A 12467-nucleotide genomic window follows, 5' to 3' on the forward strand; every position below is an offset into this window, starting at 1 on the left:
CGGCCGCAAGGCATTTCACTTGTTTTGAAAAACAGTGCCGAGAAGTGGCCGGGTCAGGAGCGAATACTTGCGGTACTGGCGGACTTGTATGCGGAGCGCTCGCTACGTACTTGCCCGACCTGGTTGTGTCGCATACGCCGGAAGTAGAAACCGGCGCGTTCGAAATCGGCCGTACTGCGACGATAAGCGGGAAGATTCGGAATAACAGCACGATTCCCATAACAGTGCCTTTTGACAACGCATTCCTGATTGATCTAAACAATAACGGAACAATTGATTTGACTCTGAACGCCAAGTTCTATGTCGCGTCGCGAAAAGGCATTCCACGGATTCTTGCTTCGGCCGCCCTTCCTCCGGCAGACCTTAATTTGCCGCTTCCTCCGACGGTGGGTCAACTTGGTTCGGAAACCGAGGTAAAGGTTATCTCTGGTAATTGGAGCAACATTCCGGCCGGGACCCATCGGATTTTCCTTTGCGGCGATTCAGGCGGCGAGGTTACCGAATCCAATGAGACTAATAATTGTAGTTCATTTATCGCCGAAATTACTGCGCCACTTACCAGCGGGCCTCTGAATATCGATTCATGTTCCGCATCGCCTTCAAGCGTTGGAGCAGGGGACGAGGTATTGTGGTCGGCAACGGTCAGCGGCGGAACCGGTCAGTATGCGTTCTCTTGGTCAGGTAGCGAGCCGCTTGAGGGCAGAAATACTAACCCGGCGCTTGTGACGTATTCCGCGGCAGGTACTAAGTCGGGGTCTCTTACGGTTACTTCCGGCAGTGAAACGGCAAATCGGGGTTGCGGTACGGTGTCAGTAGTTGCTGGAATTGTGAGCTTTACTGCAAGCCCATTAAACATTGTCCCCGGCCAGTCGTCCACTCTTTCGTGGAATTCCGACGGCCTTGGCAATTGTGTTATCAATCAAGGAATAGGACCGGTTTCTTCCCCGACCGGCACCAGGATCGTGAGTCCGGAGAACACGACGACCTACACGCTTACCTGCGACGGTGCGTCTCGAAACGCGACAGTTACGGTTGGTTCTGTTCCGTCGTTTGAAGAGGTGCCGCCGGAATAAAAGCGCTCGCCATATGTCGGAATTTTTCAGCCTGCGGTGTAAACAAATCCTCCTTGGAGTTTCATAAAATGAATAAGAGGAATGCGAAATAAGCGCATTCCTCTTATTTTATTTCAACTCCTTCGTCGATTTGTAGTTACACCTCCGTCAATGAAAAATTCCGACATACGGCTCGCTTTGGTCATACGAAAACGTTATGTCAAAACATATGCGATAGCAAAAGTTTTGACATATTTTGTCATCACATCTCCGCAATAGAAAATTTTAGGAATGGCTCGCTTCGGACATAATGAAAAATTTGGGTACGCAGCTCGTTTTTCTAAGGTTGATTTTTTGCAGTAATGGTTTATTGTACAGAGTAGTTTCGGGGAGGCGAAGGCAGGTATTTTTCAGCAAGGCGCCGGCTCGTCCCGTTAGAAATGGCGGGGTGCCAGAGAGGCTGAATGGGACGGTTTCGAACCCAGCACATAACGGTGAGGTGGCCGAGTGGTTTAAGGCGCTGGTCTCGAAAACCAGTTGGGGAGAAATCCTCTCGTGAGTTCAAATCTCACCCTCACCGTTATGTGCTGGGCGAATCTCACCCCCGCCGTTTCTAACGGGATCGAGAAAAACCGTTTTATGGCTCAACTTTTTTTTCAACAATCGTTTTTTATTTTTGTTGCCGCCGGTGTTCTTGCGGTAGCCGCTCTTTTTTGGCTCGTTATCGACATAAGGATGAAGTGGAAAAGTGTTTTTGGTAAAAGCGGTTTATCCGGCCGGGCGGGTTTTACGGAAGGGAAATTGCTGGAGGATCTGTTACGGCGCGTTAAGTCCGTTGAGGGCGGCATGATTTCTTTGGAAAGCCGTGTTGTTGAACTTGAAGGGATAGGGAGGGCGAGCATTCAGAAAGCGGGGTTTCTCCGTTTCAATCCTTTTTCGAGCACCGGCGGCGACCAGAGTTTTTCGTTGGCGCTTTTGGACGGCAAGAACGATGGAGTCATTATTTCCAGCCTGTATTCGCGCGAGGGTACAAGGACATACGCGAAGGCCGTTAAGGTCGGCAGGGCGATACAGCAGCTTTCGGAAGAAGAGCGAAAAGTGTTGGAAGAAGCCCTTCGCGGTTGAATTATGAATCAGGAATTTCGTAATTCCTTATCCATGATTTTTTACTTGACATATGCAAACAGCTGTTCAAAAAGAGAAAAAAACAGATGGTCAGGAAAGGCCCCCCATTGTTGTGGTGATGGGTCATATTGATCACGGCAAGACGACGCTTCTTGATTTTATCCGTAAGGCAAAAGTTGCCGAGAAGGAAACAGGCGGAATTACCCAGCACATCGGCGCGTATGAGGCCGAGCATAAAGGTAAAAAAATAACATTTATTGACACGCCGGGGCATGAAGCTTTTGGGAAAATGCGTTCACGCGGAGCCAACGTTGCGGACATCGCGATCCTGGTTGTTTCCGCCGAAGAGGGAGTAAAGCAGCAGACAAAAGAGGCGATTGCCATCATCCAGGGTGCTGGCGTGCCTTTTGTGGTTGCCGTGAATAAAATCGATAGGCCCAATGCTGATTCGGCGCGTACCCGGAAGGATCTTGCCGAGAGCGGCATTTTGGTGGAAGAGTATGGCGGTAAAATTCCGGCCGTAGACATATCTGCAAAGACCGGGAAGAATGTTGATTCTCTTTTGGATACCGTGCTTCTTATGGCGGAGCTTGAGGAATTGCGTTGGGATCCGGCATTGTCGGCTTCCGGCGTTGTCATTGAGTCCCATACCGACCCGAGAAGCGGGAAAGCGGCGACACTCCTTTTAAAGGAGGGATTTTTGAAGCGTGGCATGTTTGTGTTAATGGGTGAGGCAGTAGCATTCGTCCGGGCGCTTGAAAATTTTCGCGGTGAGCCGGTTGACTCGGCCGTTGCCGCCATGCCTGTTGTTGTATCCGGCCTTGCCAAAGAAGCGGAGCTCGGCGACGAATTTAAGGCGTTTTCGAATAAAAGCGATGCCGAAGAATATGCAAATCTTCGAGGCGCCGATCGAGTCGGCGGTTTGAAAGAGACTCGCGCCGAAGAAGGGAAGATGATGCTCTCGATTATTCTCAAGACCGATGTAAGCGGATCGCGCGAAGCGGTCGAGCATGTGGTCGAGCGGCTGCAGTTTGAAAAAATCGGAGCGCGAATTTTAAAAAGCGAAACCGGAGATGTAAGCGAGTCCGATTTTAAGCTCGCCGGATCCGGCCCCAATGTTGTCATTGTCGGTTTCCGGGTAAAAGTTCCGCCATCACTTCGCGAGATCGCCTCTTTGCACGGGGTCACGCTTATTATCCGTGATGTGGTCTATGAGCTCGAAGACGAAATAAAGGAGGAAATGGCGAAGCGCATTCCGGCTGAGATGCAGCGCGCCGATACGGGCCGCGCTCGGATTTTGAAGTTATTCAAAAAGGAAAAAAACAGGCAGATTATCGGCGGGCTTCTCTCGGAGGGATTCGTTCGACGGGGAGCGCAGTTTGAGGTCCTTCGCAATAAGATGAAAATCGGTTCAGGAAAAATTCTCGGCCTTGAGCGCGAGAAACAATCTGCTGATGAGGTGAAAGAAGGGTTTGAATTCGGCCTTGCTGTCGAGGCAAGCATTGACATCGCCCCCGCCGACATTCTTTCGTTTTTCGAAGAGGAGAAAAAGATTCCAGCCCTTCAATGAGCAGAAGAATTGAGAAAGTAAACGAACTTTTAAAAGAGGTTATTGCCGACATTGTGTTGCGGGAGGTTCAGTTTTCCGGGGGCGCGCTGGTAACCGTTACCCGCGTGAATGCTTCATCGGATCTTCATTATGCGGATGTATTTGTAACTATTTTCGGCAAAGACCGCGAAGCGCAACGGGAGGCGCTCTTGCTTTTGAAAAAGAGCACGAGAGGAGTCCAACAGCGGTTGAACCGGAAGCTCCGGATGCGGCCGGTGCCGCGGATTTTATTTTTGACTGATGAAGAAGAGGAGAGAAGGGAAAGGGTGGAAGAGCTGCTGGCAAGAGATCGTCAGAGCGGCTAAAACCCGGATCCTAAATTTCAAATCAAGCATAGAGCAAATTGTCAATTCTCAACCAAAGCAGTGTGCATAATGCGAATCTCGCGAATGATGTATGCGAATAATGCTAAAACGATTCGCGTCATTAGCATCGGGTATTCGCATATTTCGCATTATAACAAGCAAGAAGTTAGTCATTTAAAATTGATAATTTCATGCTTCAGGTATTTTAGTTTTCTGTATAATGGACCCCCTTGCTGAAAAATTCGATGAAGCGCTTTCGCGAATTAAATCGGCGCGGCGCATTTTGCTTGCGACCCATGAAGATCCCGATGGCGACGGGCTCGGGGCGCTTCTTGCGGCATTACTTTGGTTGAAGGATATGGCCGGCGGCAAAGAAGTTGTAGCGCTAACGCGAGGAGAACTTTCTTCATCTCTTTTGTCCCTGCCGGGAATTGAGTTCTGCCGTTCAGAAACACCGGAGGGACCGTTCGACCTTTTGTTCGGTTTTGATTACGGTGATTTTAAAAGGTTGGGCCTTGACGAATGGATTTCTCGGCAGCCGCAAATTTCTACGATTACTTTTGACCATCATCCGTTGGGAAGACATGCGGGCGATCTTCTTATTGTCGATCCTGCGGCGCCCTCGACGACATCTCTTGTTTTTCGTTTTCTTTCTCATGCGAGGGCTTCAATCTCTCCGGCAATGGCGACGTGCATCCTTTTCGGTCTCGTGGTTGATACCGGAGGGTTTATGCATGCGAATACGACGGGCGAAGCCTTCTCGGTTGCCGGTGAGGTAATGAGAAAAGGAGGCGATCTTCAGCGGGCAGTCAGAGCCGCATTCCGGAAAAAAGATCCGCAAGGGCTTCGGCTTTGGGGCGAAGCGCTTTTAAGGGTTTGTCTTGATCGGGAAAGCGGGCTTGCAGTGTCCCGGGTGACGGCGGATGATTTGAAAAAGCACAAAGCCAAAAGGGAGTTGATGGTTGAGTTTTCCGGGGTGCTGAATACTATTGAAGGGGCGCGCTCGGCCGTGTTTTTGAGTCAAGATTCTGATGACGCAGAACACATAAAAGGCAGTCTCCGTTCCGAGGAATACAAAGGCGTTGATGTATCACGGCTTGCTCTTGCTTTCGGGGGCGGTGGACACAAGCTTGCTTCCGGCTTTAAAATAGAGGCAGAGTGGAAAGAAGTTGTTGCAAAGTTAATTGATGAGGCGAGGAAAGTTGCTATTAAGGATAACCATTAATGCGGGCCATTTGTTCATTAAAAATCGTGTGTTATACTTGCAGTATAAGATATTAACTCCTAAGATGGGCGTAAAATATTATGTTAATGCAAAGTTTTTTGATAATTGGTCTTCAAGAATGGCCTACGTTCTTGGCTATTGGTATGCTGACGGCAGTCTTGAGAATACGCCTTACAATCGGGGTAAATATATTCGTGTTACGAGTGCGGAGAGGCACATTATTTTTAAAATTAGGAGATGGCTTAGTTCAAAACATAATATAACCGTCGCTAGACCAACGTGGCCGAACGGAGAGAGTTGTTATGTCCTGCGAATCGGGAGCCATACATTATATGATGCTTTGACTGATCATGGTCTATATCCTAAGAAATCACTCACCATAACATTTCCGGATATTCCCAAAGATTACTTAAATGATTTCATTCGCGGATACCTAGATGGCGATGGTTGTGTTTATTTACAGCTGACCAGAGGAAAGACGAAGAAAAAAATTGTTAAAAAACTTAGTGTAATTTTTACAAGCGGCAGCAGAGTTTTTCTTCAACAGTTGAGTTCTCTTTTAAAAAGAGTTCTCGGTGTACGTCAGAATAAAATTTACAACGGGCACCGCTCTTTTCAACTAAGATATTTTACGGCCGATAGCATCTTAATATTTAAATTTTTGTATAAAGATGTGTTGCATGAGCTATATTTTAAACGAAAGGCAAAAATTTTTCTTAAGTATTTCAAATTACGTCCCTCGAAAATTGATCAAGATATTATTAATATATTAAAGCACTTGAATAGTGGCCACGTGGTGAAGTAGCAAACACAGCGGTCTGCAAAACCGCGATTCGCGGGTGCAAGTCCCGCCGTGGCCTTTGTAAAGCCCGGGTGGCGAAATCGGCATACGCGGCAGACTTAAGATCTGCTGTCCGCAAGGACGTGAGAGTTCAAGTCTCTCCCCGGGCACCAGAAGTAACTTGTTCAGAATTGACTGCTCCGCGCGGCGAGTACGCCGCGCTCCGCAGGGCAAAATCCGCTTTTGTTTTCGCCGTAAAATCCCAGAGTTCGCCCCAATTGATTGAAAGCGTTTTGTCCTTGATTTGTGGGTTAGAGCCGAGAGAACGGAAAAAGTTGCGCCAGTCGGCGTAATTTTTTGTGTGCGCCACTTTTTCCGCTTCTTTCAAGGACAAAACGAAACTCCGCAAGGGTTCGAACCGATTCTTTCCCTGTTGCCCAAAATCTCCCAAACTTTCCTCCAGCTTCGCTTTTTGACGCAGGAGAGTGTCTTTCTTCGTCAGATACAAGTCGCGCTCAATATCGCCGTCCAAGTAGAGTGACACAAGTCGGTCTAGCTTCTCCTGCGTCTCGGAAAGTTTGGATTTCAGATTTTGGGCAATTTCTCCTCTCGAAGAAATTGACTCGCTTTCCCATGTGTTTATTTGCCTTTCCATAACTTCAATTTCTTCGAGAGGAAGCGACACTGATTGAAGCAGTGATTGGAATTGAGCGACGAGTGCGTCGGCTCCAATATACGGCTGTGCGCACTTTCCCTGCTTCTTGGTGCAACGATAGTAAGTGTAGCGAGTGCCGAAACGGTTAGTGGCATATTGCGCCGTGATCATATTGCCGCACTCGCCGCACCGTGCAAACTGAACAAACGGAAAATCATATCGTTCTTTTTGTTTGCGCGGTCTCTGTTTACTTTTCAATACTTTCTGTACTGCTTCAAACAGTGTCGGGGAAAGAATCGGCTCAAAGTTTCCGTCGTGATATTCGCCATGAAATTTCACAAATCCTAAATACGCCCTGTTCGTCAGCATTTTCACGACGGAAACTTTGGCAAGTGGCGTTCCTTTCTTTTGGACAATGCCATGTTCCGCCAAAAACTCCGCTAGAGAAACAAGGGTATATTTTCCGGTGGCGTATTCTTCAAACACTCGCTTAATGACGCGAGAATTGTTAGGGTGCGGCTCTATGTTTCGCGTCTTGTAGTTGTTTATATATCCCAAAGGAGCGAGCGTTAGCCATTCTCCACGGCGGAGTTTTTGGCGGATACCGCGCTTCACATTTTCCACCAAGTTGTCAGAAAAGTATTTGCTCTGCCCGAACGCCACTTGCAACATGAATTTTCCTTGCGGAGTTGGCTCAAACCAAAATTGCGGAAAGCGCAAAGAAGTAATAGCTCCGGTGTCTACAAGGTAAATAATTTTGCCACCATCCACGCTATTACGGGCGAGACGATCCGGGTGCCATGCCAAAATGCCGAGCGGTTTTTTGCTCGTTTCAATCATTGAAAGCATTTTGGCAAATTCGTCTCGCCCGGGCTTCTTTGCGCTTTTCGCTTCCGTGAACTCACGGATTATCTCAATGCGTTCTCGCTCGGCAAATTCGCGCAATTCAAAAAGCTGTGCCTCAATAGACATTATTTGCTGGTCATCTTCCTCGGTTGATTTCCGAGCGTAGAGAACGCATTGAGTTTTTGGTTTGAGCTCTTTCATATTGTTATTGGGGCGAACTCTGGGATTTTACGGCGAAAACAAAAGCGAATTTTGCCCTGCGGAGCGCGGCGTACTCGCCGCGCGGAGCAGTCAATTCCGACAAAGTTAATTCTGGTGCTGTAATTATACACTTCGCTCGAACCTACTTTGAACGGAACTAAGGAAACCGCCCCGCCGCCTTGCTCGGGCATGGCGGAATCCGCCGCACTCTCGATCGCACGGACGGAATTTTTGGCGGCGACAAGATACTTTTCCTTGCCCAATCCTCCCTGCGCGGAAAAGATTAAGGAACTCCCTTTGTATAAATCAAAATATTTTGGTAACATTATATTGTGTTTAGGGCTTTCAATAAGTATACCACAATTTAATGTTACTAATCTATTATGGCAGAGTCAAGTAAAACAAATATAGGCAAAACAGTAAAGAAATTGAGAGAAAAGCTGGGCATATCGCAGGAAAAACTTGCGCGCCTTGCCGATGTTTCCAACAATACAGTTGTTAATATTGAAGCGGGCAAACAAGATAATCCGACTATTGATACACTCAAAAAAGTAGCGAAAGCATTGGATATTCCGGTTGAGGATTTAATTTAACTACTATGGAGGGCGAAAAATACAATTTAGCGAGAGCGCAAGATGAAGCAGAGAAACTTCGCAAGAAAGTGGAATCTGGCGAGGCATCAAATTATGGTGATGCAGAGGAAATTGCGACGATAGAAAAACTCAAAAAGATGATTCAGAATGATAATTATTTTGGGCTCGCTGATGAAATGACAGCGTTGGTTAATATTCCTATAGATCTAGATCGCTTAAAAACAGCACTGGAACAAACCGTAAAAGAGGCCATAGCTAATCAGAGTTCCGCTAGCATTGGCACCTTGGTGAAATTTATTAATAGATTTGAAATCCTTGATTTAAATTCTTCGGAAGTAACTGAACTAGCTCTCCAAGGATTTGAAAAATGCCTGTCTAAAAGGAGTGATTACGTTGCAAACTACTATTTAGATCTATTTCCATCTTTAGAGAATTATTTGAGAAATAATCCAATGCAGATTGGTAATAAGTTAAAACAAGCGGCCATTGATATTTTAATGGGAAAGAATGACGATGGCGGTCGGCTCATTGGTGTTGATGGCATATGTAAACTTATCAGGCGTATCGGCTTGCAGGCAGAAATGGCCGAAGAGCGAGATTTTGCTGATGCACTCGCCTTTTGTCTAAAAAGGGGCTTTCGGAATTATTCACACTGGGTCGTTGAGAAATTGAGGTTGTTGTCCGAAACCTTTCCTTCGGCGGTGTCTCAAATAACGCAACTACCTGATGTTTCTAAAAATTTAGGATTTGCCCTAGGGGAACAGATCTTAGAGGGCAAGAGTATTGATGAACTGAGATTATTTAATCCTTCAGGGTCGCAAATTGCAGACGCAATTCTAACTGCGATTGAAAGGAAAAGATTTTTTATCTCTCAAGAAAAAAACTATGCGAAAAATATTCTCAATAATATTCTTTCAGCAAGCAAATCGTTAGAATTACCTCAGCAAGTTTTCGAACAAGCCAGCTTGATTATATTGAAAAATATGTCTGTATCATGGTTATTGGAAAGCATATTTCCCAATTTTCCAATTCCTCAATATGTGGTTGATAAGGCGGTAAAAGAAAAGATTCTTACGTTGAGCGCCAAAGATTTTTTTGAAGTATCTGACATATCAAAATTGCCGGTCTCCGAAAGTGTTTTCAAGGATCCAATAATTGTAGAAAAGGGTTACCATTTATGGAATGATGCGATTAAAGCAGGTTCTATTAATTACGCAAATGATATCAGAATCACTTTTCATCTAAGCCCCCAGATAATAGCTGATCCAAAGGCGCAAGAGGTTATACAGAAAGAAATCGGTTCAAAATTGTCCGGTTTAAGAGGAGGCGAATTAAAAAAACTCCATGAATTTTTAGAAAACTATCCTCTACCTACGCAAGCGTTTAATCAGGCGGAAATTTTAGAGAAGGGGAAATCCGATCTCATATATTTACTATCAGAACCGAAAATTGAATTTGCAGACATTATAAATCTTGCCGAGAAATTGCATCTTGCACGGGAAATAATTTTACAAAGCGCAGATGTTGCGCTAGATCAATTATTCAATTTATACCTTGACGTAAAAAACGTAGAAACGTTCGCCAAGCGTCTAAATGATATTTTCCGAAATTTTGGAGAGTTAAGACCAAAGTTATCTAACCTCCTCAAAGAGCACTGTGTAGCTTTATTAGCCACGCAGAAAGCTATCGATTTAGCATTGAAAATCGGCGAACGCGTGGACTGGTTTGATTCAATAAAAACGAAAGTAGATCATTCGGCGGCAGGCGCTTTAAATGGAAATTTATCGGTGTATATAAAATATCTTGGTGATGAACATCTAGCCAGCATATTTCCTGCAACCCTTGCAAAGGCCGAAGAAATGATTTTTGCTAAATTAACAACAGATCAAGATTTGGCCGATTACTTCGTTGAAAATCTTGATAAATACTATCAACAGCCGTGGGTAGCGGAAAATGTTGCTAAAGCGATTCAACAGTATTCCGTAGCACAAAAATTTATCTACGCCGTTGAAAACGATCAAACAACTTGGAAAAACGAATTATGGGTTGCTGACATTTTTGCAAAAGCAGAGATTATTGTTGAGGAACATCAGAAACAGTTTCAACAAGATGACGATGGGCAACAGGATGAATACGGATATAGTCATGGCAATGAAGGGTTTAGCGAATCTGATCCATTTGAAAATCATCCGTGGCGTTTTGGTAGACAACAAGTTCGTATGGCTTCCGCTCTTTCTGATGTTATTGATGGGAAACTTACAGCTATTCGGGGATTGGAAGAAGAATTAAAAAAATACGGAGTCTATTCACAAGAAATTCAAGAGTCGCTTGCCGAAGTTCATGAAAAGATTAATCAAGCATATCGAGAGTTTTTAAGTTCGGTCCGCTTGAATCCAAATATCAAAGACGAGGATAAACAGGCATTACTCAATCCAGAGTCAAGCTCTGTTAAGATAACCTCATTACTCAATAATATCCGCTCGTTTATTGCTAGGTATTTTGTACAGAGTATTGAAGGAGACGTTGCGAGGCTTTCAGAAATTGGAAACTTAAGTAGCGATTTGGATCGTATTTTAGCAGAAGGATTTAGACGATATATTAAAATTCATGAAGTTGATGTTCCACTCTATGACAAACTTTACGAAGAATTTGATAATTTACGAGAGACGGGACGATATCCGCTTGAAGTATATCTAGGTCGCGATGGAATTTACGCTTGGGTTGGCAGACGAACTCAAGATGTCGCGCGCCGCCGTAAAATGGGTCTTGAGGAAAGAAAACAACTCAAAGCAATGGGTGAAGTTATTGAAATTCATCCGCTATATACTGTATACCCACGCTACTTCCGCGATAATTTGAATTATGAAACTAAACGACAATTTTTGGAACAGGAAGGAATCAGTCCCGACGCTGACCCGCTTTTCTATGACACCGGCTATACTGGCACCATTCCCGAACAAATTATGCGAGTGATGGATTTTAGCGATGAAGATATCGAGCAGAGAATCCGCCTGCTTTCTGCCCCTTCTGTTCATCGTCGTGTCAAAGGTATTTCCGAGAATGCTCGGTCAGAAATTATTGAATATATTGAACACAATGCAAAAATTGAGGAGGTTGCCGAAGGGCTTATCATTGATGAAAAAACTGGCAAGATTCGCCACATTGCTAAACCCACGAATCCCGAAGAACAGTTTTACTTCATGATGGTTAAACAAGCTATTGGACGGCATTACTGGCTGAAGGAGCAATTGCACCATGAACCATCCGGGAATATCAATCTCGATTCAGAACATTACACAATTCGCATTCGGCAAGACTATGCGAAACTCTTACCTCCAGAATTTCTTCGTGATCCCAAAGTCTTTTTCACCCAACATAGCGAATTATTGAAGGGAAGTAAGGGGAAGGGGAAGTACCCAGATGAGGAAGTTGTACTCTTTATGCTCAGCGATGGCACCGAAATTGTCGCTAAGCGCGTAGAGCTTCGCAAAGCAAAAGAGGCGCGAAAAGAATTTTCTATTTTAATTGCCGCCAAAAAAGCCGGACTACCAACTGCCGAGCCCGTTGGTTTTCTTTCCGGTAAAGAAAAAGACGATGGTAATTATCTCTTGATGAAAAAACTGGAAGGCCGATCTGGTAGAAAGTTTGAAAAAGAATTAATACAATCAGGAAAATATTCTGACGAACAAATTAAATCCATCATGCGCGTTGTCGCAGAGAAAAATAAAGAGATGGCAGACCTATTCCGGACAACACTTAAGATTGATAAGCGATGGAGAATCAAAGACACGATTATTGAATTTAATGAAGAAACCGGAGAAGTTGAGAGTGTTGTCCCAATTGACTGGGAGCGAGCGCAAAACTATAATCCAAGCACACCGAAAGAGATAGACGAAATCGCATAAGCCCTCCAAAAATTCCGTCCGTCCGATCGAGAGTGTGGCGGAAGGGGGGGTGGGGGGGGGGAATTCCGCCATGCCCGAGCAAGGCGGCGGGGCGGTTTCCTTAGTTCCGTTCAAAGTAGGTTCGAGCGAAGTGTATAATTACAGCACCACGTAGGAAATTGTAAGTTCGA

At 45.2% G+C, this 12467-nt stretch carries 9 protein-coding genes and 3 tRNA genes; 11 read left to right on the forward strand and 1 reads right to left on the reverse strand.

Annotation, left to right across the window (positions count from 1 at the left end):
- The 9 genes from HYW79_02915 to HYW79_02955 all read left to right on the forward strand — a co-directional run.
- On the forward strand, window positions 1–1073 hold a 1073-nt coding region (locus HYW79_02915; protein ID MBI2635472.1), incomplete at its 5' end, for a hypothetical protein.
- Between the two features lie 472 nt (window positions 1074–1545).
- A tRNA-Ser gene (locus HYW79_02920) sits at window positions 1546–1632 on the forward strand.
- 59 nt (window positions 1633–1691) lie between these two features.
- Entirely contained in the window at window positions 1692–2177 is a 486-nt protein-coding gene (locus HYW79_02925) for a DUF4446 family protein (GenBank protein ID MBI2635473.1), read from the forward strand.
- Window positions 2178–2229: 52 nt separating this feature from the next.
- Window positions 2230–3747 carry a translation initiation factor IF-2 gene (infB, locus tag HYW79_02930; GenBank protein ID MBI2635474.1) on the forward strand — a complete coding sequence of 506 codons (1518 nt, stop codon included), beginning with the start codon at window positions 2230–2232 and terminating at the stop codon, window positions 3745–3747.
- Entirely contained in the window at window positions 3744–4091 is a 348-nt protein-coding gene (gene rbfA / locus HYW79_02935; protein ID MBI2635475.1) for a 30S ribosome-binding factor RbfA, read from the forward strand. Before infB ends, rbfA begins: the two co-directional genes overlap by 4 nt.
- Before the next feature lie 220 nt (window positions 4092–4311).
- Window positions 4312–5316, forward strand: coding sequence for a DHH family phosphoesterase (locus HYW79_02940; GenBank protein ID MBI2635476.1), 1005 nt, complete (start codon window positions 4312–4314; stop codon window positions 5314–5316).
- Window positions 5317–5353: 37 nt separating this feature from the next.
- Window positions 5354–6121, forward strand: coding sequence for a hypothetical protein (locus HYW79_02945; protein MBI2635477.1), 768 nt, complete (start codon window positions 5354–5356; stop codon window positions 6119–6121).
- A tRNA-Cys gene (locus tag HYW79_02950) sits at window positions 6104–6176 on the forward strand. Before HYW79_02945 ends, HYW79_02950 begins: the two co-directional genes overlap by 18 nt.
- 7 nt (window positions 6177–6183) lie before the next feature.
- Window positions 6184–6270 (forward strand) — tRNA-Leu (locus HYW79_02955).
- On the opposite strand, the gene HYW79_02960 is transcribed toward HYW79_02955, so the two are convergent.
- A complete protein-coding gene (locus tag HYW79_02960) occupies window positions 6249–7799 on the reverse strand; it encodes a recombinase family protein (protein ID MBI2635478.1) in 1551 nt (516 codons plus the stop codon). The genes HYW79_02955 and HYW79_02960 overlap by 22 nt on opposite strands.
- Before the next feature lie 383 nt (window positions 7800–8182).
- Here HYW79_02960 and HYW79_02965 point away from each other — a divergent pair, with 383 nt between their 5' ends.
- Both HYW79_02965 and HYW79_02970 read left to right on the forward strand, forming a co-directional pair.
- Window positions 8183–8392 carry a helix-turn-helix transcriptional regulator gene (locus HYW79_02965; GenBank protein MBI2635479.1) on the forward strand — a complete coding sequence of 70 codons (210 nt, stop codon included), beginning with the start codon at window positions 8183–8185 and terminating at the stop codon, window positions 8390–8392.
- Between the two features lie 5 nt (window positions 8393–8397).
- On the forward strand, window positions 8398–12297 hold the full coding sequence (locus HYW79_02970) for a hypothetical protein (GenBank protein ID MBI2635480.1): 3900 nt from the start codon (window positions 8398–8400) through the stop codon (window positions 12295–12297).
- The last annotated feature ends 170 nt before the right edge of the window (window positions 12298–12467 follow it).

Source organism: Parcubacteria group bacterium, assembly GCA_016186325.1.
Classification (GTDB): domain Bacteria; phylum Patescibacteriota; class Minisyncoccia; order UBA10092; family UBA10092; genus JACPHB01.

Bases quoted from the DNA above. Each gene is read 5' to 3' on its own strand.
- HYW79_02925 (MBI2635473.1), top strand. From the start codon at position 1,692: ATGGCTCAACTTTTTTTTCAACAATCGTTTTTTATTTTTGTTGCCGCC.
- HYW79_02970 (MBI2635480.1), top strand. From the start codon at position 8,398: ATGGAGGGCGAAAAATACAATTTAGCGAGAGCGCAAGATGAAGCAGAG.
- rbfA (MBI2635475.1), top strand. From the start codon at position 3,744: ATGAGCAGAAGAATTGAGAAAGTAAACGAACTTTTAAAAGAGGTTATT.
- HYW79_02940 (MBI2635476.1), top strand. From the start codon at position 4,312: ATGGACCCCCTTGCTGAAAAATTCGATGAAGCGCTTTCGCGAATTAAA.
- HYW79_02965 (MBI2635479.1), top strand. From the start codon at position 8,183: ATGGCAGAGTCAAGTAAAACAAATATAGGCAAAACAGTAAAGAAATTG.
- HYW79_02960 (MBI2635478.1), bottom strand. From the start codon at position 7,799: ATGAAAGAGCTCAAACCAAAAACTCAATGCGTTCTCTACGCTCGGAAA.
- infB (MBI2635474.1), top strand. From the start codon at position 2,230: ATGCAAACAGCTGTTCAAAAAGAGAAAAAAACAGATGGTCAGGAAAGG.